We start from the raw sequence: 22,717 nt of genomic DNA, 5'->3' as shown, positions 1-22,717 counted from the left end.
CAATGACAGGCCACAAGCTTTTTTCGTATGCGGCTCTCACGCTGACCGTCTCGGCAAGCGTGTGCGCGGCACAAACACCACACGCTACGATTAATGATTTCATCGGCAATTGGGTCGTGACCGATGTAGTTGACTATGCCGATATTTCTGGTGGCATCCCCGAAGCAAAACGGATTCTCGGCATGACGATGACAATTACGCCGCAATCCATGAGCTTCGACAGTGAAACCTGCAAGCCCAACACAGGTTTTACCGTCAAGCGAACTGACACGCTTTCGGCGTTGAAGAAACAGTTCGACCTTCGCGTGAATGAAACCGGGTTGCCCGCTACAACCGTTGTCGTAGATAGCGACAATTGTTTTGCGATCTTCCGGATGGACGCTCACAGGATTGTTTTTGGATGGGACGGGATCATCGTTCGCGCCATCCGCGAGTGAGAGCTCGTTGAGTACCCGTCCCAGAGCCACGGGCCTTTTACTGATCGACCCCAATAATCACGCTCGACGCCTTGAAAACCGCCGTCGCCGCCTTGCCGCTCGCGAGGCCGAGGCGCTCGACGCTGTCGTTCGTGATGATCGCCGCGATCTGCGCGCTGCCGGCACTGATCGTCACTTCCGAATTGACGGCGCCCTTCGTCACCGCCGCGACGGTTCCTTCGATGCAGTTGCGCGCCGACACCTGCTGCCTCGCGACATCGACCATTACGATCACCGACGATGCCTTCACGAGCGCAAAGGCCTGCTTGCCGGTCGCCAGCCCGAGCGACTTCGCGCTGCCGTGCGTGATGATCGCGACGACCTCGAGACCGTCCGGCGTGCGCAGCGTGACTTCGTCGTTGACGGCACCGTGCTTGACGCCGGTGACTTCGCCGCTGAACTGATTGCGTGCGCTGGTTCTCATGGCGGACTCCCTGGCGATTGTCGCGCGTGGCGACGCGCGGGTGGACGGATAAAGCGAGTGTAGTCGAAGCCGCGCGCGCCGCCGCCAAACATCCGATGCGCCGTGCGCATCGCCGACACCGTATCATCTTGGCCGTGCACCTCATACGCCGAATCTTTATGCCCGTCGCCGTTCTCTCCCGCCATGCCTGCCGCGCCGTCGTGCTGTGCGTCGCCGTCGCGACGCTCGCCGCGTGCAGTACGCCAACGCCGCCGCGCGGCACGCACGCGTTCGTCGACAACGTCACGCTGTTTTCGCTCGCCCATTACGACCAGAACGTCGATCACTGGCTCGATCCGAACAGCCCCGACTACGATCGGCCGTTTCTCAGCGCCGCCGAGCAGCGCGCACATTTCGACGCGCTGTTCGCGCGCTACTTCGGCACGGGCGAGAACGCGCCGTCGCCGTGGAATCCCGCCTGGGTGACGACACGCGTGTTTCGCGAGCAGGGCGAGGACATTGCCGCACTGCAACAGCGCCGCATCGACAAGTTCGACAACACCGGCAAGCGTGGCAGCATCATCGGTTACGGCGAAAACTTCCGGCCGCACGACAAGGCGTGGATCGACGCGATCGCGCGCAACATCAACGTCGCGCAGTTCACGCAAACACCGGTCTATCAGCCCGAGCGGCGCGCGATCGCGACCGGCAACCTGATGGTGCGCGAGTTGCCTACCACCGATCCGTCGTTCTACGACCATCGCCTGGCCGGCGAGGGTTATCCGTTCGACAACCTGCAGATCTCGGCGGTGCGACCCGGCACGCCGCTCTATGTGCTCGGTAGCAGCGTCGACGGCGCGTGGCATTACGTGCAGACGCCCGACGTGCAGGGCTGGGTGCGCAGCGACGGCGTCGCGTTCGCCGACGATGGTTTCATCGATCAATGGCGCGCGGCGGCCGGGAAGTCGCTAGGCGCGGTGATCGTCGCGTCGGCGGCGGTCAACGACAGCCACGGCGTGTTCCGCTTCGCTGCCCCGGCCGGGACGATGCTGCCGCTGGTGGCGGGTGCCTCGGCATCGCCAGCCGCGACCAGCACCAATGCAGGCACACTCCAGCTCCTCGTTGCCGCGCGCGACGTCGACGGCCGCGCGCTGATCCGCACCGCGTCGCTCGACGCCACGCAGATCACGCCGATGCCGCTCGCCGCGACGCCGCGCCATCTCGCGATGCTGTTGAAGGCGCTGATCGGCCGGCCGTACGGCTGGGGCAATAGCGGGCTCTACAACGACTGTTCGTCGGAACTGCAAAGCATCTTCGCCGCGTTCGGCGTGTGGCTGCCGCGCCATTCGTCGACGCAGATGAGCGCCGGCCGCATGGTCGATCTGTCGGAGTCGACACCCGCCGAACGGCTCGACTATCTGGCGCGGCAGGGCGTGCCGCTGCGCACGCTGATCTACATCGGCGGCCACGTGATGCTGTACCTCGGCAACACGACGCGCGACGGCGCCACGGTCCCCGTCGTCTATCAGGACGTGTGGGGCCTGCGTCCGGCCGACAACAGCCGGCGCGCGGTCATCGGCGGCTCGGTGATCCTGCCGCTCGACGAGCGCATCCCCGAGGACGCGACGCTGCAGTCGCTCGCCGCGACGCACACGTTCCAGATCAGCATCCTCGGCGTGCCGGCGGGCAGCACGGCGCCGTCGTCCGCGCCGCCGGCGGACGAGGACAATCCGGCGGGATAAATGGCGGGCCGCCCTCCCCCGCGCCTGAAAATATTTTTTTCGGAGTGTCGATCCGACGGTGACCAACTCGTCGTAACGTTGAAGACCCAGCTCACGCAGCCGGTCTTTCCACTGAGGAACCGTTACTTCAAGGAGTCACCGTCATGTCCAGCGCCGCAGCCAAACCGATCCCGGACGGGATGCACTCGCTCACGCCGTACCTGATCTGCAAGAACGCCGCCGAAGCGATCGCGTTCTATACGAAAGCCTTCAACGCCGTCGAACAGATCCGTCTGCCGGGCCCCGACGGCAAGGTGATGCATGCGACCCTGAAAATCGGGGACTCCATGCTGATGCTGACCGACGAATGGCCCGAGCACCAAACCTTCGGCCCGAACACGCTGAAGGGCACGCCGGTCACGATTCACCACTACGTACCAGACGTCGACGCGAGTTTCAAACAGGCGGTCGACGCGGGCGCGACCGTCACGATGCCCGTCACCGACATGTTCTGGGGCGACCGCTACGGCCAGGTCAAGGATCCGTTCGGCCACAGCTGGTCGCTCGCGACGCACAAGCGCGACCTGAGCGCCGAGGAAATCCAGCAAGCGATGGCCGCGATGGACCGTTCGTCCCAAGAGAAGAAGTGAGCGGCCGATGGGCGTCGGGCAATCGCACGCCCACGCCCACCGACACCAGTCCCGAAGGAGCAACGTCATGCAGAAAATCGCGCCGTGCCTGTGGTTCGACGGCAACGCGGAAGAAGCCGCGGAGTTCTACACGTCGGTGTTTTCGGCGTCGCGCATCGCCACCACGCTGCACGCCACGGACGCCGGCCCAGGACCGGCGGGCAAGGTCGTCGCCGTCACCTTCGAAATCGAAGGCCAGGAGTTCATGGCGCTGAACGGTGGCCCGCAATACAAATTCACGCCGGCCATCTCGCTGTTCGTGCACTGCGACTCGCAGGAGGAAATCGATCGCTACTGGTCGAAGCTGCTCGACGGCGGCGGCGAGCCGTGGGCCTGCGGCTGGCTGCGGGACCGCTTCGGCGTGTCGTGGCAGATCGCGCCCAACGTGCTGCTGCAGATGCTGCGCGACCCGGATCGCGCAAAGGCAAGCCGCGTGATGGCGCAGATGATGAAGATGGTCAAGCTCGATATCGCGCCGCTCGAACAGGCGTATCGCGGCGAATAGGACGGCGGCCAGCGGGCACCCCGCCTCGCCCGCGCGATCTTTTGATAGGATCGGTCTCGACCCCAACACGGCGAGACAACCACGGTGCGCGTCAACCATCAGGCCTTCTTCTGCTCGCTGTTCATCGCGCGTCTCGCCGATCAGATCCTGCTCTTTCTGGTGCCGCTCGTGGTGTTTCAAACGACGCGCCAGGTCTCGTGGTCGGGGCTCGCGTTTTTCATCGAAACGCTGCCGCGCTACCTCGTGTTCCCGTTCTTCGGCGCGCTCTGCGACCGCTTTCCACCGCTGCGCCTGATGCGGCTGAGCCAGGCGGTGCGTGCGCTCGCATGCTTCGGCGGTATCGCCGCGTATGCGCTGTTCGGCGGCATCGGCTGGCTGATCGCGCTGTCGGCCGCGTGCGGCGTGCTGACGAGCCAAGGGCTCGTCGCGCGCGAGGTGATGCTGCCGCAGATCTTCAGCACGCAGCAGATCCAGAAGGTGCTCGCGTATTCGCAACTGGCCGATCAGCTCGGCTTCGTGCTTGGGCCGATGCTCGCCGCTTTGCTGCTCGGTGTGTGGCGTTGGGAATGGGTGGTCGCCGCGACCGGCGTGCTGTTTCTGTGCGCCGACGCCGCACTGTTCGTCTGGCAGCGACTGAGCGGTTTTCGCGCGCCTGCGCCTGTGTCCGCTCGATCGCTCACGCCCACCGCTCACTGGACCACGCCGCTGCGCATCGCGCTCGATCACGTGTGGACGCTGCCGGGCCTGAAGAAGGTCATCATGCTCGCGGCCGCGGAGAACCTCGTCATCGGTGTCACGCTTGCGACGTCGGCGGCGATGGTGACGGGTTTGCATGCGCAATCGAGCCGCTACTACGCCGGTCTGCAAACGGCCGGCGCGATCGCCACGGTGCTGGTGCTGCTGACGGTTGCGCGCGCCGGAAGGCCGGCGCGCGTGCTCGGTCTCGTCGCGTTCGTCACGATCTGCGCGGGCGGCGTGATCGCAGGCGCGAGCGCGTCGCCGTGGGGCTATGCCCTCGGCTTCCTGCTGATCGTCGGCTTCGACAAGATGTTCAACGTCTACATCCGCAGCGCGCGTTTGCAGATCATTCCGCCCGAGGACTACGGCAAGACCATCGGCGTCGCGATTCTGCTGAACAACCTGACGCAGCCGCTCGCCGGCCTGCTCGTCGGCGTGTTCTCGGCGAGCACCCAAACCGGCCCACTGATCGTCGCGCTGTCGCTGACGATGGGCGGCATCGGCGCGGCGGTATCGATCGGCTCGGCGCTGCTGCGCCGCAAGCGCGCGTGGGCGCTCGAACACTAACGGCGCTTCGACGCGCGACGACACGCTCAAAGTTACCCACAGTTTTTGTTGGCAAATCTGTGCATAACTTCCCGGAAAAATCCGCAAGCCTTTGATACGGCTGTCGTTTTTTCGTCTGCATCGAAGGTGCGGCAGCGCACGGAGTTTTACCGGGGTTCATGAGTGGCCGGCTGCGCGCAGACCGTCGTCAGCGCCGCGCATGCGAAGAGTTTCATCAGATTTACACGCCCGTCAGCTAAACCGGGCACGCTGTAATTCATGACAAAAAGGCCGCGTTCTATTGCGGCGCAATTAGTCGCATTTCTGGTTAAGAATTCACGAAAAGAAACGATCCACACATAGCCTAAATTTTTTGTATCGATGACAATGGGTCTGCATGCTCTCACGCAACCGGGGCCCACGCTTCCGCTTAGAATCAGGTATTGAGTCAATTCGATGTGAACTCGATCCGAATATGCGCCGCAAATCATTATTAACAGATAGAAATTGTTAAATCCTGATCTGTCAAATTCAATTTAAATTACATTTGTCAAATGCGTCCGGAGTACCGCATCTTTAACCAAATGCTTCGGCGAGCGCAGCAATTGCGGCGCGAAATCGGCGCCGTGCCCGCGGACGTCGGCCCCGCGCTACGCGAAGACGCGGAAGCTGCCGGCGTGTCGCAGGGACGGCGGCGCGCGCTGAAAACGCTCTCGGGGCTTGCGATCGCCGCGCCCGCAGGCTGGCTCGCGAGCCGCTTGCCGTGGCAGATGTGGACCGCCGAATTCCGCACCGCGACTGGCGAACTGGACGACGTGCTGCTGGCGGACGGCACTCAGATCACACTGGGTAGCGCGAGCGCGATCAACGCCGCGTTCGAGGCGAACGTTCGGCGCGTCGATCTGCTCGGAGGGGAAATCATGGTGCGGCCCGTGAGCGATGTTGGCGGCGCACCGGGCGCCCGAACGACTCATGCGCCTTTGCTCGTGCAGACGGCCGAAGGCGTCGTCGAAGCGCGCGGCGCGCAGTTCAGCGTGAGGCAACGGGATGGTTTCACACGCGTGGCCGCGTTTCGCGGCGACGCGTTGGTGAGGCCGGCATCGGGCGCGGCGCTGGTGCTGACGCAAGGCCAACGGTGCACGCTGACACGCTTCGGCGCCGCGGCCCCGCAAGCACTCGACCCGCGCGAGGCGATGTGGACGCGTGGCCTGCTCTACGCGAACGACATGCGTATCGCGGATCTCGTCGACGAACTCGCGCGCTATCACACCGGCGTATTGCGCTATGCCGACGACGTCGCCGATCTGCGCGTGTCGGGCGTCTATCAGCTCACCGATACCGACGCGACGCTCGCGCTGCTGCAGCGGACCTACCCGATCCGCTTGCGCTCGATCACGCCTTACTGGACGCTCGTCGAAGCGCTCGACAGCGCGAGAATCTGACGCTCAGGCCGCGACGGCCTGCGGCAACGCGAACCCTTGTTCGCCCTGCTCGCCGCCCAGCGCATCGAGCAGATCGCGCAGCATGCGGTCGAGCTCGGCCGTCATCAGCGCGACGTCGGAATCGAAGCGCTCGTCGTCGTTCTGCGCGGTCGGGTCGCTCGCTTCCTTGAGCACGTCGAGCGGCGCGACGCGCTTGATCGTCAGCGACGGCGTCAGCACGAACGACACGCGATCGTTCCACGTCATCGCAAGCCGCATGCATTGCTTGCCCGCCTCGATGTGGCGGCGCATGTCTTCGGCGTCCAGCGCATGCCCGACATAGCGCACCGTCGCGTTGCCCTCGGCGGGCGAACGCAGCTCGGTGTCCTGATCGAGCGTGAAACCCGCCGGCGCGTCGCCCTCGAGCAGCCAGCCGGTCATCGCCGCGACCGGCGACTGCGCGACGCGCACCGTCATCAGCGGCAACTGGTCGATCGACTTCACGAGCAGACCGCGCACATCGTCGGCGACTGCTTGCGACGCCGCGTCGATCACGAGCCAGCCATTCGTGCAATCGATCCACACGCGCGTATCGCGGCGGATGCTGAACGCGCGCGGCCGCAGCTCGTCGGTGACCTGCTCCTTCAGGTCGCGCATCTGCTTGCGGCCCGGCTTGAAGCCCTGCTGCTCCTCGAGCTCGGCCGCGCGCTCGCGCGTGACCTGGGTGACGACCGACGCGGGCAGCAGCTTCTTCTCGGCACGGAACGTCAGCAGCATCTGACCGTTCATTGCATAGGCCAGCGAGTCGCCGTCGCGCGGCGGCGCCCAGCCTTGGGCCTGCATCTCGACGCTCTGGCCGGGCGCGAACGCGTACGGCGCGAGCCACTTCTGCATCTGTTCAGGGTTAACGGACCACGGCGCGGGCAGACGGTGCAGCTGAAGGTTTTTGAACCACATGAGCGAAGTCGGATTTAGGCAAAGCGCAACATTTTATCCGACGAGAACCCACCGGGGCGTCCTGGCGGACACAATCCCGCAGTCCGCCTATTTTCAAAAATTAAACGAAAATCCCTCCAACTGCAGGCCAATTATCAAACGTCGCTGATGTCAGCAGAATGCGCTTCATCAACTTCCTTCCCAAGAGCGCCTACATAGTCGAAGCCGTCATGGTTTGGCCGTAGCCGGCCGCCCGCGCGTTTTGGCGGCAAATCACCTAGACTTTTGGACAGGACAGACCCGGACGGAGGCGGTCATGGCCGACCAAACCGCAAGCTGGCAGACGGTGCGATACGAGGGCTTCGAGATACACGTGTCAGCTGTCGCGAAGGATCCACCCGACCCGGCGCATGCCGCCGATGCGGCCGCGAAAAACAGCCGCTACACGTATCTAGGCTACGTCTGCCATCCGGGCGCCAACCCCCAGCTTCCCGGCCATGCGGTGCCGTTTCACGCGGACGGCGAGGAGAGCTTCGCGAGCCTCGACGACGCGCTCTACGAAGCGGTGCACGTGGGACGCAGCATCGTCGACGGCACGCATCCGGATCTGACGGTGCTGCCGCTCGTAACGCGCGGCGTTTGACACACGCAGCGCGTCAAGCAGCCGTTTTCGGCTCGCCGCCCGTCAGCCCAACGCGCGCTTGATGCGCGACTTCAACAGCGCACGGCGCAGCCGGCCGGTGCGCTCGGGCTCGCTGACCGCGAGCGCGCCGTCGATGGCGGTGCCGCGGCGCAGGTAATAGCGGTCGAAGGTCGCCTGTGTCATCCCCCACTTGTTGAGGAACTGGCGACGCCCGTCGTTCTTCACGATCTTGCCGGTGCTCTTCTGCTGGAAGTGATAGACGAGACTGTCGCCGACGCCGACGAACACGCGGCAGCCCGCGTCCCACAGCTTCATCGAGAAATCGTTGTCGCTGCTCATGCCGGGGCTCAGTTCGCTGCTGTAGCCGCCCACCTTGAACCACCAGTCCCGATACACGAGCGTCGGCGGCCACGTCGCGCCGCGCCAGTCGGCGCGCACGAGACCGGCCGCGGCGGCGACCAGCTCGTCGGCGCGAAACGCCTGCGCATCGCGGCCAAAGTCGCGCACGACCACGCATGGATTGCCCGAATCAACCGGCTCGATCATCGTGCCCGACAACATGAACAGGTTGTCGGCCGGCATCTGCGCGAGACGCTTGACGAGCGCGTCGTCCCAGCCGGGGCAGCAGTACATGTCGTCGTTCATGTAGACGATGTAGTCCCGCGTCGCGCGCGCCGCCGCGATATTGACCGCGTGGCAGATGCCGATATTGCCGGGCGACGCCGTGTGCTCGATGCCCTCCTCGCGCACCCACGCGAGCGTGCCGTCCGAACCGTCGTTCACGTGCACGATGATCTGGTGCGGATGCGTCGAATGACGGCGCAGGCTTTTGATCACGAGGCGCAGATAAGGCAGGTTGTTCCAGGTCGGGATGATGATTGAGAACATCGAGTCGGGGTCCGTTGAGCTGGGCGCGGGGCGCGGCATGCGCCGCGCGCCGGCCATGAATGTCGCGCGATTGTACCGCCCCCGCCTGCTCGCACGACAGACGCCGCCCGCGCCCGCCCCACCCGCATGCCGCGGACCAGCGGAACCTTCCCGCGTGCGGCAGCAAGCATTTCGCAAGCAAGCGCATGGTTATAATCCGGATCGCTCTACCGTCTTGAAAAACTCAAATGGTCCGGCACCCCCTGCAATTTCACCACCGGAACGGTAGTGTGTTCATCGATAACGTAGACCTATGATTTTTGCTTCCAGTCTGATCTGGCTCACGTCGGCTCTGCTGTTTCTCGCGCCCGCGGTCAATCTGATTTGGCGCGGCGGCACCGGCTACTGCTTTTTCGCGCTCGTCGCGCTCGCGCTCAGCGCGGCCATCGTCAACCGGCGCATGCCGGGCTATTTCTCCGCGTTGCGGACCTACCGCTGGTTCACGATCGGCATGCTCGCGTTCGTCGTCGGCATCGGCGCGCAGCAGTTGGTGCTCGGCTACTGGCTGCCACGCGAGTTCGACAATGCGTCGCGTTTCGTGCTCGCGCTTCTGGTGTTCCTGCTGCTGCGGCAATTGCCGTCGCGCAATCTGCGCACGATCGGCTGGGGCTGCGCGGCCGGCGCGCTCGCGGTCGGCGCATGGGCGTTCATCAATCAGCCGCCCGGCGGCTGGACCGACGCGAACCGCCTGAACAACTCGTACACGAACGCGATTCCGTTCGGCGATACCGCGCTGCTGCTCGGGTTCCTGTCGGTGTTCACGCTTGGCTGGGACAATCCGCGCGACTGGCGCGTGCTGGTGCCGCGCGTGCTCGCGCTGGTGTCGGGCGGCTATGCATCGTTTCTGTCGGGCTCGCGCGGCGGCTGGCTCGCCGTGCCGGTGTTCGTCGTGCTGCTCGGCATTCAGTACCACTGGTTCACGCAGAAGAAGCGCCTGCTGATCGCGACGCTCGTCATCGTGATCGGGGCGGGCGGTCTGTTGTCGACCGAACGGGTTCAGAAGCGCTTTGCCGAGGTGCCGAACGACGTGTCGATGATGCGCAAGGGCGAGGACGACACGGCCACCGGCCTGCGCCTGCAACTGTGGAACGCTTCGCGGATGATGTTCGAGCGGCATCCGGTGTGGGGCGTCGGCAAAGGCCATCTGGTCGACGAGCTCGGCGTGATGGCGAAGCGCGGCGAAGTGAAGGCCGAGATCGTCAACGAGCGCGCGCATAGCGACTTTTTCTCGACGCTCGCCGAGATGGGCGCGGTCGGCGTTATCTGCCTGTTGCTGTTCTACTACGGGATCACGGTGTATTTCTGGCGACACCGGCATGCGACCGATCCGGCGATTCGCGCCGCGTCGTACGCGGGTCTCGCGGTCGCGGCGAGCACGGTGATCTTCGGGCTCACTATCGACGTGCTGGTGCCGATGATGGTGACGGTGCTGCTCGCCTCGCTGGTGGCGACGCTGCTGGCGGTGATCGATGCACGCAAGCGCGAGTTGCGAAGCGAAGCGCGGACCACGCCGGCGCCAGCAGCGGTCGTGCGCGAGACGCAGCCGCGCGATTGATTATGATTTGACGAGAAGCGGCAACCCGAGCGCGGAGCGCCGTCCTCATCCTCGCGTGAACACCTCGTAAAGCGCCGCGACGTGCGCGTCGACGCTCGGGTCGTACACGAGGCTGTCGCGCGGCGTCGCGATGCGCGCGGCGCCGCTCTTCACGCGCTCGACCGCCTGCTCGATCGCGCGCTCGAAACTGCCCGCGGTCTGCCGCGAGAACCCGATCTTCGCGGCACCGGTCACCGTCTCCGCCGAGCCGACGTTGTCGGCGATCACGAGCGGCGTGCCGCACATCACCGACTCCACGCCGACGAGCCCGAACGGCTCGTACGCCGACGCGACGACCGTGAAATCGGCGGCCGCGAACAGTTTTTCGATCTCCTTGCTGTAACCCGCGTAACGAATTGTATCGCCGGTTTTCGGCACCGGGCGTCCCGCGACGACGAGGCAGACCGGCAGCTTCGTGCGCGAGAAAAACGCTTCGAGCAGCGGATAGCCCTTGCGCTCGTGACTCGTCGACGAGAACACGAACATCACGCGATCGTCGGGCACGCCGAGCTGGCGACGCACTGCCGCGCGCGCGGCGGCGTCGAGCGGCCGGAAGCGTGCGGTCTCGACGGGCGGATAAAGCACGTCGATCCGCGCGGCCGGCACGTCATAAAAACGCTGCAACTCGCGGCTCATCAATTGCGAATGCGCGACGATCGAGCGCGCCCGCGTGTAGACGCGCCGCTCGAGATCGATCTGCCATTCGTCGCTGCGGCGCGGCGCGCGGCCCGCGGCTTCGAGCGAACCCGGATGCGTGCCGCCGCACAACGCGACGTCGGCATGCGTCGAGTGATTGATCGAGAACACGCACGCCGGACGATGCCGCTTCAACCGCTGCTTCAGACGCCAGTCGAACGCGAGGTTGCGCAGCTTGCGCGGCGCCCAGCGTACGTCGAGCGGCTGCGCATCGATCCACGCGGCCTCGGGCAGCGCGCGGTCGATCTCGCGCGCGAACAGAGTCGGGCGCAAACCCATGCGATGCAGGCCGGCGATCACGTCGCGCGTGTAACGCTCGGCGCCACCGCTGTTCTTCAGCGCCTGGGCGGTCAGCGCGATGTCGGTGAGGGGGCGGCGGTTCGGGTCGAGGGCTGCGTCGCGGGTTGGCTCTGACAAGGATCGGTCTCGGTGAGGCGCACGCGCGGGCGAGGCCGTGGGTGCGGAGTTTCGGGGCAGCGGCAATTGTAAAGGATGGCTTTCGCCGGCTTCGGCTCGGGGTGCCCGGGTTCGCCGCGTGCGTCGCGCGGCGCGGCCGTCAGCGGCTAGAATCTAGGCCAATCGCCTTCGTCCCGACTCCATGACCGATTGCCCGCCGTCCGCCGCAACCGCCGACACCACCCGCCCGCTCGTCTCGATGCTGGTGATCGCCTACAACCAGGCAGAGCAGATCGGCGACGCCGTGCGCAGCGCGCTCGCGCAAACCTACGAGCCGCTCGAAATCATCGTCTCCGACGACGCGTCCAGCGACGCCACCTACGCCGCGATCGAAGCGGCGCTCGCCGGCTACGTGGGCCCACATCGCGTCATCGCACGGCGCAATACCGTGAACCAGGGCATCAGCGCGCACCTGTCGCAACTCGCGCAGCTCGCGCACGGCGAACTGCTGTTCGTCGCCGCCGGCGACGACATGTCGACGCCCGCGCGCTGCGAGCGCGTCGTCGACTGCTGGCTCGCGCATGGGCGCCGCCCCGACCTGATCGCCACCGATCTCGCCGACATGGACGAAGCGGGTCACGTGCACGAGCGCGTGAGCCCGACCGAGCTCGATCGCTATCGCAGCTTCGACGACTGGCTCGTCGAGCGTCCATGGCTGATCGGCGCGGCGCATACGTGGTCGCGACGCCTGATCGAGCGCTTCGGGCCGATGCTGCCGGGCGCCGCGGCCGAGGATCAGATCATGGTGCTGCGCGCGATCCTGTCGGGCGGCGCGATCAGTCTGCGCGAGCCGCTGGTGCGCTATCGGCGCGGCGGACTCTCGCGCAAGCGCCGCTACCAGTCGGTCGACCAGCTGATCGCGCGGATGCGGCAAAGCAATCGCTACGGACTCGCGGAGCTCGCGCAGCTGCAGCGCGACGCTCAGATCGCCGGTGTCGGCGAACGCATGCGCGCGGCGATGGCGCCGAAGCTCGCGCGCGAGCAGTTCATCCACGCGATGTTCGAAGCGGGCAGCCTCGGCGAACGCCTCGAGCTGGTGACGCGCAGCGCCGGCGTGAAGCTCGGGCTGCGGATTCGGATGTTCCTGTATGCGAGTTGCCCGATGGTCTACGCGCCGGGCATCTGGATCAAGCGGGCCGTGCGGGGCAGAAAGGCCTGAAGATGACGATAGGATCTCGCGGTGCCTGGCGACGCCACATCGGTCACGAAAGTCCGCGCGACGCACCCCGCCGCTGCCGCAAGCGTCGCGCGAGACTCGGCCTTCGCACCTCGACGCCGAAGCTCAGCACGCTCGCGCGCAAGCGCCGCAACATCTTCACCGAGCGCACGAAGGTCTCGCCGGTGTGGCTGATCATCACGAACTCGAATGCGCCGCGCCAGCTCGCGACACCGCGCGAAAACGCATACATGTCGTGACGCGCATCGACGGGCAGCTCCGCGCCGAAGCGTCGCGCGAACACCCGCACCTGATCCGCGATGGCTTCGATCTGCCGCTGCCGGCTCGCGCCGCGCCGTCGTGCCGCCTCGGCGCCGCATTCGTCGCGCGCCGCGCCGCGCTCGTTGGTCGCGCTCGCGCCGACCGCGTTGCCGTCATGCTGCCGATACTTCAGATGCGGCGCCGCGACGTGGCGAATCTCGCCGAACGACGCGACCACCATCGCGAGCCACCAGTCGTGCATCACGATGCCGGGCGGGGAACGGCAGCGCGCGTTCGAGCGTCGCGCGATTGACGAGCATCGCGCAGCCGGGCACATGGTTGCTCAGCAGAAAATCGCGCAGTCGCGTCACGCAGCGCGACTTCGCGGTGATATCGAACAGCGAGCGTGACATACAGCACAGCGTCGAGTCGACGAGCTCGATGTCGCAGAACGCGAGCGCCGGCGTCGCGGCGGCGTCGCCCGCGCTTTCCACGCGGCGCAGCTCGCGCATCAGATCGGTGACTTTCTCGGGCGCCCAGACGTCGTCCTGGTCGGCGAGCGCGATGTAGTCGCTGCGGCAACCGGCGAGCGCGCGCTCGAAATTGCCGACGATGCCGGCCCGCGTGCCATCGCCGATGAGCCGCACCGGCACGCGTCCCGTATGGGACGCGAGCAGTTCGCGGGTGCCGTCGCAGGAGGCGTCGTCGGATACCACGACTTCGAGATGGGGCCAGCTCTGCGCTTCGAGCGAAGCCAGCAGCTCGGGCAGATAAGCGCGGCCGTTGTACGTCGCGAGCGCGATGGAGACGAGCGGCTTGCTCGGATCGTCGTGAGACATGGGCAGTCGATTTCCGCGAGGCGGACCGTGATTGCCCGCCAGCATGCGATTAGCGCCGAAAAAGCGCAATAAATTGAGACTTAAACACAACACTGGCCCGCGCTCCCGTTCGCAATGTGCCGGATCAAACCGGGCTTTGCTGGAACTGGATGCGATGCAGATGGGCGTACAAGCCGTCGTGCTCGAGCAGCTCGCGATGGCTGCCGCGCTCGACGATCCGCCCCGCCTCCATCACGAGGATGCGGTCGGCGCGCTCGATCGTCGACAGGCGGTGCGCGATCACGAGCGTGGTGCGGCCTTTCATCAGCGTTTCGAGCGCCGCCTGCACGTGGCGCTCGGACTCGGAATCGAGCGCCGACGTCGCTTCGTCGAGAATCAGGATCGGCGCGTTCTTGTAGATCGCGCGCGCGATCGCGAGACGCTGGCGTTGGCCGCCCGACAGCATCATGCCGTTGTCGCCGACGAGCGTCTCGATGCCCTGCGGCATCGCCTGCACGGTGTCCCACAGGTTCGCCGCGCGCAACGCCGCCTTGACCTTCTCCGCATCGACCTCCTGACCGTACGCAACGTTGTGCGCGATGGTGTCGTTGAACAGCACGACGTCCTGGCTCACCATCGCGATCTGGCGGCGGAGCGCGTGCAGGTCGTACTCGGGCAGCGCGACGCCGTCGACCAGAATCGCGCCGCTGGTCGGATCGAAGAAGCGCGGCAACAGGTTCACGAGCGTGGTCTTGCCGCTGCCCGACGGACCCGCGAGCGCGACCATCTCGCCCGGCGCGATCTTGAACGACACCTGGTCGAGCGTATGGCGGTTGTGCGTGGAGTTCGTGCCGTAGGTGAACGACACGTCGCGGAACTCGACCTCGCCGCGCGCGTGAGCGAGCGGCTTGCCGCCGCCTTCCGGCTCGGCCGGCTCGTCGATCAGGCCAAAGATCAGCTCGGCCGCAGTCATGCCGCGCTGCAACGGCTGGTTCACGTCCATCAGATGCTTGAGCGGCGAGATGATCAGGAGCATCGACGTGACGAACGCGACGAAGCCGCCGACCGTCGTCTGATCCGACGACGACTGCACCACCGCGATCGTGATCACGACCGCGAGCGCGATCGACGCCAGGAACTGCGTCAACGGCTGCGCGAGGCCACCGGAGACCGTCATGCGCATCGCGTAGCCGCGCAGACGCCGGCTCATCTCGGTGAAGCGGTCCGTCTCGTACTGCTCGCCGTTATGCACCTTGACGACCTTGTAGCCGCCCACCGTTTCTTCGACGATATACGACAGCTCGTTGGTGAGCAGCTGATGCTCGCGGTTCAGTCGCCGCAGCCGGCGATTGATCTTGCCGACCAGCCAGCCGATGCCTGGCAGCAGCACCGCAACGATCAACGTCAGGCGCCAGTTCAGATAGAACAGATAGCCGAGCAGGAAGATCACCGTCAGCGAGTCGCGCACGAGCGTGACCATCACGCTCAGCAGCACGTTCAGGATCTGATTGACCTCGAAGACGATCGCGTTGATCACCGTGCTCGCGGTTTCGCGCTGGAAGAACGCGACGCTCGTGTGGATCATGCGGTCGAACATCTTCAGACGCAGCTCGAGCAGGATCTTGTTCGACACGTACGCGAGCAGATAGCCGGACGCGTACTGCGACACGCCGCGAATCAACGCGAGGCCGATCACCGCGATCGGCACGAGCCACTTGGTCTTGTCGACTGCGTGCGAGCCGAAGCCCTTGTCGAGCAGCGGCTTGAGCAGCGCGGGAATGGCGGCGTCGGTGCCGGCGCTCACCGCCATCGCGATGATCGCGCCGACCACGACCCACAGCAGCGGCTTGATGAAGGGCCACAGGCGCCGCAGGACGACGGCCGGCGACGACGCATCGCCTGCACCCATGGGTTTGCTTAACGTTGGCTTCGCGCTCAAGGAATCCTCTGGAAATGCGGAACGGCGAGCACGCGGCGCATGATTGGGCGGCCGCGTGAAATATCAAAAAAGAGCATTGTAATCGGTTGCAGATGACGGCCGGCGCTCGGCGCGCGACGGCATGCGCGCAACGCCTGGCGGATCGGCGCCGTGGTGTGGGGCCGGATGAGATGTGTATACTCGCTGCTCGATTGCCGGGTCGCGACCCGCTCCGTCACTTCGTCCTCCACGCAACTCAGGTATGCAAGAAACCACTCTTGGCGTTGCCATCATCACCCGGAACGCGGCGGCGCGGCTGGCCGAATGCCTGCAGGCCGTGGCCTTTGCCGACCAGATCGTCGTGATCGACGGCGGTAGCACCGACGGCACCGCCGACATCGCTCGCGCGAACGGCGCGCGGGTCATCGAACAGACGGACTGGCCGGGCTTCGGCCCGCAAAAGAACCGCGCGGTCGATGCCCTGACGACAAGCTGGATCCTGTCGCTCGACGCCGACGAAATCGTCACACCGGAACTTGCCGCATCGATTCGCGCGGCGCTCGCCGCGCCCGCCGCCGACGTCTATGCGGTGGACCGTCTGTCGAGTTTCTGCGGCCACTGGGTCCATCACAGCGGCTGGTATCCGGACTGGATTCCGCGCCTCTTCAAACGCGGCACCGCGCGCTTCTCCGACGACCTCGTGCACGAGCGCCTCGTGTTCGACACGCCCGCGCAACGCCTGACCGGCAAGCTGATGCACTACTCGTACGAGGACTACGAGGGTGTGCTGCGCAAGCTCGACGCGTATTCGACGGCCGGCGCGCGGCAGCGTTACGAGGCCGGGCAGAAAGGCAGCATTCGACTCGCGCTCGGGCGCGGCCTGTGGGCGTTCGTGCGGACTTATCTGCTGCGGCGCGGTTTTCTGGATGGCCGCACCGGGCTGATGATCGCGCTGTTCAATGCGGAGACGGTGTACTACCGGTTTCTGAAGCTGGCGCGCCTGGAAAAAACGGGCGGGCGGTAAGGCTAGCCGGTACACGCGGCACTGGCCCATCCATACCGCGGACCTCGCTCAATACACGATTTCGATCGAGCTTCCCGCAAACTCGCCGCGCAGCGCGGCGAGCAGTTCATCGGTCGGCTTCACGCGCCACGCGTCGCCCAGACGCATTTCGCCTTGCGCATGCTCGCTGCGATAAACGACCTGCACCGCGAGCCCGTTCGGAATCTGCACCGCTTGACGCTGACGGCCGCCGTCGCCGCCGAAGCCGCCACGCCCACCGCCATTGCCGCGCGGCGCGGCCGCCGGAGCGGCAATGGCGGACGGCTCGTCCTTGCCGGCGGTGTGCGCTTCGAGCACCCGGCGCAATGCCTGCGCGTCCGCGTTGCCGTTCATCTGCACCTTCAGCGAGTCCGCGTAACGGCAGCGCGCGCGGCCGAGATCCATCACCGTTTCGACCGTGAAGCGGATGCCGCCCGTGAACGCGTCGTTGCGCGCCTGGCCCTGCACGACCAGCAGCTCGTCTTCCTTGAACAACTGCTTGTGCTCTTCGAAGACCTCGTTGAACACCGTCACTTCGCACTGGCCGGTGCCGTCGTCGAGCAGCGCTATCAGCATCTTGCCGCGCTGGGTCATCTGCGTGCGCAGCGACACGATCACGCCCGCGACCAGCTTGTCGCGCCCTTCCTTCAGCTCGCCGATCTTCTGGCGCACGAAGCGACGCACTTCGTCCTTGTATGCATCGAACAGATGGCCCGACAGGTAGAAACCGAGCGCGGCCTTTTCTTCCTGCAGCTTGCGCTTTTCCGGCCACTCCGGTTCGTCGACGAGTTCGTGGCCTTGCGACGGCGCGTCGCCCATGTCGAACAGGCCGGCCTGCAGCGCATTGGCCGCCGCCTGCTCGGCCGCTTCCATCGCGAGCGACACCGACGCGATCAGCTGCGCGCGGTTCGGATGCAGCGTGTCGAACGCGCCGGCGCGAATCAGCGCCTCGATCGTGCGACGATTGACGATGCGCCGATCGACGCGGTTGCAGAAATCGAAGATGTCGATGAAGCGGCCTTCCTCGCGCGCGCGCAGGATTTCTTCGATCGCGTTCTGGCCGCTGCCCTTGATCGCGCCGAGACCGTAGCGGATCGTGCGCGAGCGCTTGCCGTCGGCTTCGGCGACCGGCTCGAAGCGATACGCGGACAGGTTCACGTCCGGCGGCAGCACGGCCATCTTGTTCGCGAGGCAGTCTTCGAACAGGATCTTGACCTTGTCCGTGTCGTCCATCGCGAGCGACATGTTGGCCGCCATGAATTCGGCCGGATGGTGCGCCTTCAGCCACGCGGTGTAGTACGCAAGCAGCGCGTAGGCGGCCGCGTGCGACTTGTTGAAGCCGTAGCCCGCGAACTTCTCCATCAGGTCGAAGATTTCGTCGGACTTCTCGCGCGTGAGGCCGTTGGTGGCCGCGCCTTCCGCGAAAATTTCGCGGTGCTTGGCCATTTCCTCGGGCTTTTTCTTACCCATCGCGCGACGCAGCAGGTCGGCACCGCCCAGCGAGTAGCCGCCGATGATCTGCGCCATCTGCATCACCTGCTCCTGGTAGACCATGATGCCGTAGGTCTCTTTGAGAACAGGTTCGACGCGCGGGTCCGGATATTCCACCACCTCGCGGCCGTGCTTACGCGCACAGAAGCTCGGGATCAGGTCCATCGGACCCGGGCGGTACAACGCGACGAGCGCGATGATGTCTTCGAAGCGGTCGGGCTGCGCGTCCTTCAGCATGCCCTGCATGCCGCGGCTTTCCAGCTGGAACACGGCGACCGTATTCGCTTTCTTCAGGATCGAGAACGACGCCGGGTCGTCGAGCGGCACCTGGGCGAGCGACCAGTCCTGCTTCGACGGATCGAGGCGGCGGATGTAGCGCTCGGCCCAATCCAGAATGGTCAGCGTGGTCAGGCCCAGAAAGTCGAACTTCACGAGGCCGACCGCTTCGACGTCGTCCTTGTCGTACTGGCTGACGACGCCGCTTTCGTCGCCCTGCGTGTACAAGGGGCAGAAATCGGTCAGCTTGCCCGGCGCGATCAGCACGCCGCCCGCGTGCATGCCGACGTTACGCGTCAAGCCTTCGACGCGCTGCGCGAGTTCGAGCAGCTGGTGCACTTCGTCTTCGTTGTCGAAGCGCTCCTGCAACAGCGGCTCTTCCTTCATCGCGTCGGCGATCGTCACGTGCTTGCCCGGCTTGAACGGGATCAACTTCGCGATGCCGTCCGTGAACATGTAGCCGAGATCGAGCACGCGGCCGATGTCGCGCACCGCCGCCTTCGCCGCCATCGTGCCGAATGTCGCGATCTGCGACACCGCGTTCGCGCCGTATTTCTCCTTCACGTACTGGATCACGCGATCGCGGCCGTGCTGGCAGAAGTCGATATCGAAGTCGGGCATCGACACGCGTTCCGGATTCAGGAAACGCTCGAACAGCAGGTTGTAGCGCAGCGGATCGAGATCGGTCACGCCGAGCGCATAGGCGACCAGCGAACCCGCGCCCGAACCCCGGCCCGGCCCGACCGGCACGCCGTTGTTCTTGGCCCAGTTGATGAAGTCCGCGACGATCAGGAAGTAGCCCGGAAAGCCCATCTTGATGATCGTGCCGCACTCGAATTCGAGGCGCTGGTAGTACGTCGGGCGTTGCGCGTCGCGCTCGGCCTCGTCCGGATACAACTGTTCGAGCCGCTTTTCGAGGCCTTCTTTCGACAGCTGCACCAGGTAGTCGTCGAGCGACATGCCGTCGGGCGTCGGAAAGAGCGGCAGCTTCGGCTTGCCGAGTTCGAGCGTCAGATTGCAGCGCTTGGCGATCTGCACCGTGTTCGCCAGCGCCGAAGGAATGTCCGCGAACAGCGTGGCCATTTCCTGTTGCGTGCGGAAATACTGCTCGGCCGTGAAGCGCTTCTGGCGACGCGGATTCGCGAGAATGTCGCCTTCAGAAATACACACGCGCGCTTCGTGCGCGGTGAAGTCGTCCGGCGTCATGAACTGCATCGGGTGCGTCGCGACGACCGGCAGTTTCAGCGACGCCGCGAGCGCGACCGCCTGCTGCACGTACTGCTCGCCGCCAGGCTGGCCATAGCGCTGCAGCTCGATATAGAAGCCGCCTGGGAACACCTTCGCCCAATGCTGCGCGTGGCGCTTCGCCGCCTCTTCGTTGCCGGCCGCCAGCGCGAGACCGATGTCGCCCTGCTGCGCGCCCGACAGCGCGAGCAGCCCTTCGCCCAGACCGGATTCGAGCCAGCCAGCTTCGATTTCCGCGCGGCCGCGATACTGGTTCGTCAGCGAGGCCTTGCTGAGCAATTCGCAGAGGTTCAGGTAACCGCGGCGGTCCTTGACCAGCAGCAGCAGCCGGGAAGGCTTGTCGCGGTCGTCAGGATTGGTGATCCAGACGTCGCAGCCGGCAATGGGTTTGATCCCTTTGCCACGCGCTTCCTGGTAGAAACGGACGAGGCCGAACGCGTTGCCGAGGTCGGTAAGCGCGAGCGCGCCCTGACCGTCTTTGGCCGCCGCCGCGACGATGTCGTCGAGACGCACGATGCCGTCGGCAATCGAGAATTCGGAGTGAACGCGGAGATGAACGAAGCGGGGATCTGACATGGGCGACATTGTAACTCCACCCTTCCGCGGATTTCAGGTCAAAACGGTGCGTTGGCCATCCGGCCAGAACGAGGTCGGAGCGAGCGCGGTTTGCGCTAGCGCAACTCGTTAGCCATTCGGCCAGGTCGGGGAAAATGCCGGGTTGAGGGATAATAGAGCTTTCGCCTCTCTCGACGTGGCCATTTAAGCGGCAAACGCGCGCGAACCCGCGCGTCAAACCCCGGGTCTCATACGGGGCGCAACAGCGGCGGCACATCCCGCCGCCCCTCGCCACGCCGGCCATCTTTACCGCAGAACACACATGAGTATCGTCAATCTCGCCGCGTATCAATTCGCGACCATCGAAGACACCGCCGCCTGGCGCCCGTTCGTCACCGAACGCTGCAATGCGCTCGGCCTGCGCGGCACCATCCTGCTCGCGCCGGAAGGCATCAACCTGTTCATTGCCGGCACGCGCGAGAACACCGACGCATTCGTCGACTACATTCGCCACGACGCGCTGTTCGAAGACAAGTTCGCGAATCTGCAGTTCAAGGAAAGCCTGTCGGACAAGCAGCCCTTCACGCGCATGCTGGTCAAGCTCAAGCGCGAAATCATCACGATGAAAAAGCCGGCGATCCGCCCCGAGCTCGGCCGCGCACCGTTCGTCGACGCGCCGACGCTGAAGACCTGGCTCGACCGCGGTCACGACGACGAAGGCCGTCCGGTCGTGATGCTCGACACGCGCAACGCGTTCGAAGTCGACGTCGGCACGTTCGACAACGCGCTCGACTATCGGATCACGAAGTTCAGCGAATTCCCCGAGGTAATCGAGAACAACCGTGCCGATCTCGAAGACAAGACGGTGGTGTCGTTCTGCACGGGCGGCATCCGCTGCGAGAAGGCCGCGATCCATATGAAGGAGGTCGGCATCGAGAACGTGTACCAGCTCGAAGGCGGCATCCTCAAATACTTCGAGGAAGTGGGCGGCGCGCATTATCACGGCGACTGCTTCGTGTTCGACTACCGCACTGCGCTGAATCCGCAACTCGAACCGACCGCGACCGCGCAATGCTTCGGCTGCCGCGCGGTGGTCACGCCCGAGCAACAGCAATCGCCGATGTACGTCGCGGGCAAGACCTGTCCGACGTGCCATCCGGACGGCAAGGCGGCGTGCGCCGCGTAATGACAGCCGGGGGGCTCCGTGACGCGGGCGCCTCGCCTGTCGTCTCCAAACCATGAACTATCGCGGACGCTTCGCGCCGTCGCCGACTGGCCCGCTGCATTTCGGCTCGCTGGTCAGCGCGCTCGCGAGCTGGCTCGACGCGCGCGCGCAGCGCGGCGCGTGGCTCGTGCGCGTCGAAGATATCGACGGACCGCGCACGATGCCGGGTGCCGCCGAGGACATCCTCGCGACCCTCGAACGCTTCGGCATGCGCGCGGACGAAACGCCGGTCTGGCAAAGCCAGCGCATGGCGCGCTATCAGCACGCGCTGGAGCAGTTGAAATCGGCCGGTCTCGTCTATCCGTGCGGCTGCACGCGCAAGGAAATCGCCGATTCGCTGCTGCACGCGCACGCGCGCAACACCACACTCGCCTACCCCGGCACCTGCCGCACGGGTCTGCATGGCAAGCCGGCGCGCGCGTGGCGCCTGCGGGTGCCCGACGGCGAGCCCGCCGTGATCACGTTCGACGACCGCTGGCAGGGTCCGCAGACGCAAAATCTCGCGACCGAAGTCGGCGATTTCGTGCTGCGCCGCGCGGACGATCAGTGGGCATATCAGCTGGCGGTGGTGGTGGACGATGCGGACGCGGGCATCACGCACATCGTGCGCGGCGCGGATCTGATGGATTCGACGGCGCGGCAGATTTATCTGCAGCGTTGTCTGGGTGTGGCAACGCCCGAGTATCTGCATGTGCCGGTCGTCACGAACGAGCACGGCGAGAAACTGAGCAAGCAGAACGGCGCGACCGCGCTCGATAGCGACAAGCCGCTCGAAGCACTAGGCGCGGCGGCACGGCATCTGGGACTGAAGTTGGGAAGCGAGCCGCTCACGACGCTGGAGCAGTTCTACAGCGCCGCGACCGCGGCCTGGGCAAAACGGATGAACATTCGCGCATCCAGATGATGCGCACGCGTGAAGCCTGCTGCGTTTTCCGAGACATCGAACCGCGCGGCCCCACCGTTTTTACGCTCGAGGCGT

At 65.5% G+C, this 22,717-nt stretch carries 20 protein-coding genes; 12 read left to right on the top strand and 8 right to left on the bottom strand.

Going from position 1 to position 22,717, the window contains the following annotated elements; genetic code table 11:
• Positions 1 to 437 (top strand): hypothetical protein (locus OKW41_RS45865; RefSeq protein ID WP_429576477.1); only part of this gene is annotated, 437 nt, incomplete at its 5' end.
• Between the two features lie 37 nt (positions 438 to 474).
• On the opposite strand, the gene OKW41_RS45860 is transcribed toward OKW41_RS45865, so the two are convergent.
• Positions 475 to 900: a TOBE domain-containing protein gene (locus OKW41_RS45860; protein WP_429576476.1), complete on the bottom strand. Its 426-nt coding sequence runs from the start codon at positions 898 to 900 to the stop codon at positions 475 to 477.
• Positions 901 to 1,058: 158 nt separating this feature from the next.
• On the opposite strand from OKW41_RS45860, the gene OKW41_RS45855 reads away from it, so the two are divergent.
• The 5 genes from OKW41_RS45855 (at position 1,059) to OKW41_RS45835 (ending at position 6,520) form a co-directional block, all read left to right on the top strand.
• Positions 1,059 to 2,621 carry an SH3 domain-containing protein gene (locus OKW41_RS45855; protein ID WP_429576475.1) on the top strand — a complete coding sequence of 521 codons (1,563 nt, stop codon included), beginning with the start codon at positions 1,059 to 1,061 and terminating at the stop codon, positions 2,619 to 2,621.
• 143 nt (positions 2,622 to 2,764) lie between these two features.
• Positions 2,765 to 3,250 carry a VOC family protein gene (locus tag OKW41_RS45850; protein ID WP_429452303.1) on the top strand — a complete coding sequence of 162 codons (486 nt, stop codon included), beginning with the start codon at positions 2,765 to 2,767 and terminating at the stop codon, positions 3,248 to 3,250.
• Positions 3,251 to 3,317: 67 nt separating this feature from the next.
• Entirely contained in the window at positions 3,318 to 3,794 is a 477-nt protein-coding gene (locus OKW41_RS45845) for a VOC family protein (protein ID WP_184059400.1), read from the top strand.
• Between the two features lie 84 nt (positions 3,795 to 3,878).
• On the top strand, positions 3,879 to 5,099 hold the full coding sequence (locus OKW41_RS45840; RefSeq protein ID WP_429576474.1) for an MFS transporter: 1,221 nt from the start codon (positions 3,879 to 3,881) through the stop codon (positions 5,097 to 5,099).
• A 563-nt stretch (positions 5,100 to 5,662) separates the two neighbouring features.
• Positions 5,663 to 6,520, top strand: a complete 858-nt coding sequence (locus OKW41_RS45835) for a FecR family protein (RefSeq protein WP_429576473.1) — start codon at positions 5,663 to 5,665, stop codon at positions 6,518 to 6,520.
• A 3-nt stretch (positions 6,521 to 6,523) separates the two neighbouring features.
• Here OKW41_RS45835 and OKW41_RS45830 read toward each other — a convergent pair whose 3' ends face one another.
• A complete protein-coding gene (locus OKW41_RS45830) occupies positions 6,524 to 7,456 on the bottom strand; it encodes a recombination-associated protein RdgC (protein WP_429576472.1) in 933 nt (310 codons plus the stop codon).
• A 295-nt stretch (positions 7,457 to 7,751) separates the two neighbouring features.
• Between OKW41_RS45830 and OKW41_RS45825 the strand changes: the two genes are divergently transcribed.
• Complete coding sequence (locus OKW41_RS45825; RefSeq protein ID WP_429576471.1) at positions 7,752 to 8,078, top strand: hypothetical protein; 327 nt, start codon at positions 7,752 to 7,754, stop codon at positions 8,076 to 8,078.
• Positions 8,079 to 8,120: 42 nt separating this feature from the next.
• Here OKW41_RS45825 and OKW41_RS45820 read toward each other — a convergent pair whose 3' ends face one another.
• Entirely contained in the window at positions 8,121 to 8,966 is an 846-nt protein-coding gene (locus OKW41_RS45820; protein WP_429576470.1) for a glycosyltransferase family 2 protein, read from the bottom strand.
• A 292-nt stretch (positions 8,967 to 9,258) separates the two neighbouring features.
• On the opposite strand from OKW41_RS45820, the gene OKW41_RS45815 reads away from it, so the two are divergent.
• On the top strand, positions 9,259 to 10,560 hold the full coding sequence (locus OKW41_RS45815; RefSeq protein ID WP_429576469.1) for an O-antigen ligase family protein: 1,302 nt from the start codon (positions 9,259 to 9,261) through the stop codon (positions 10,558 to 10,560).
• 45 nt (positions 10,561 to 10,605) lie between these two features.
• Here the strand turns inward: OKW41_RS45815 and OKW41_RS45810 are convergent, their stop codons facing one another.
• The gene (locus tag OKW41_RS45810; protein ID WP_429576468.1) at positions 10,606 to 11,712 is read right to left on the bottom strand and encodes a glycosyltransferase family 4 protein; all 1,107 of its coding nucleotides are present in this window, start codon (positions 11,710 to 11,712) and stop codon (positions 10,606 to 10,608) included.
• Positions 11,713 to 11,893: 181 nt separating this feature from the next.
• Between OKW41_RS45810 and OKW41_RS45805 the strand changes: the two genes are divergently transcribed.
• The gene (locus tag OKW41_RS45805; RefSeq protein ID WP_429576467.1) at positions 11,894 to 12,910 is read left to right on the top strand and encodes a glycosyltransferase family 2 protein; all 1,017 of its coding nucleotides are present in this window, start codon (positions 11,894 to 11,896) and stop codon (positions 12,908 to 12,910) included.
• 43 nt (positions 12,911 to 12,953) lie between these two features.
• On the opposite strand, the gene OKW41_RS45800 is transcribed toward OKW41_RS45805, so the two are convergent.
• From OKW41_RS45800 to msbA, 3 genes are all read right to left on the bottom strand, one after another.
• Positions 12,954 to 13,430, bottom strand: a complete 477-nt coding sequence (locus OKW41_RS45800) for a hypothetical protein (RefSeq protein WP_429576466.1) — start codon at positions 13,428 to 13,430, stop codon at positions 12,954 to 12,956.
• Complete coding sequence (locus OKW41_RS45795) at positions 13,342 to 14,007, bottom strand: glycosyltransferase (RefSeq protein ID WP_429576465.1); 666 nt, start codon at positions 14,005 to 14,007, stop codon at positions 13,342 to 13,344. The genes OKW41_RS45800 and OKW41_RS45795 overlap by 89 nt, the downstream gene beginning before the upstream one ends.
• Positions 14,008 to 14,131: 124 nt before the next feature.
• Positions 14,132 to 15,925, bottom strand: a complete 1,794-nt coding sequence (msbA, locus tag OKW41_RS45790) for a lipid A export permease/ATP-binding protein MsbA (RefSeq protein WP_429576464.1) — start codon at positions 15,923 to 15,925, stop codon at positions 14,132 to 14,134.
• A 241-nt stretch (positions 15,926 to 16,166) separates the two neighbouring features.
• Between msbA and OKW41_RS45785 the strand changes: the two genes are divergently transcribed.
• Complete coding sequence (locus tag OKW41_RS45785; protein ID WP_429452329.1) at positions 16,167 to 16,928, top strand: glycosyltransferase family 2 protein; 762 nt, start codon at positions 16,167 to 16,169, stop codon at positions 16,926 to 16,928.
• A gap of 48 nt (positions 16,929 to 16,976) precedes the next feature.
• Here the strand turns inward: OKW41_RS45785 and dnaE are convergent, their stop codons facing one another.
• A complete protein-coding gene (gene dnaE, locus OKW41_RS45780) occupies positions 16,977 to 20,543 on the bottom strand; it encodes a DNA polymerase III subunit alpha (RefSeq protein ID WP_429576463.1) in 3,567 nt (1,188 codons plus the stop codon).
• Between the two features lie 292 nt (positions 20,544 to 20,835).
• Here dnaE and OKW41_RS45775 point away from each other — a divergent pair, with 292 nt between their 5' ends.
• Positions 20,836 to 21,699: a sulfurtransferase gene (locus OKW41_RS45775; RefSeq protein WP_429576462.1), complete on the top strand. Its 864-nt coding sequence runs from the start codon at positions 20,836 to 20,838 to the stop codon at positions 21,697 to 21,699.
• A gap of 52 nt (positions 21,700 to 21,751) precedes the next feature.
• Positions 21,752 to 22,642 (top strand): tRNA glutamyl-Q(34) synthetase GluQRS, encoded by an 891-nt coding sequence (gene gluQRS / locus OKW41_RS45770; protein ID WP_429576461.1) that lies wholly within the window; start codon positions 21,752 to 21,754, stop codon positions 22,640 to 22,642.
• Positions 22,643 to 22,717 lie beyond the last annotated feature (75 nt).

Source organism: Paraburkholderia sp. UCT70, from assembly GCF_050434085.1.
GTDB lineage: Bacteria > Pseudomonadota > Gammaproteobacteria > Burkholderiales > Burkholderiaceae > Paraburkholderia > Paraburkholderia tuberum.
This window is presented reverse-complemented; position numbering and strand designations above follow the sequence as displayed.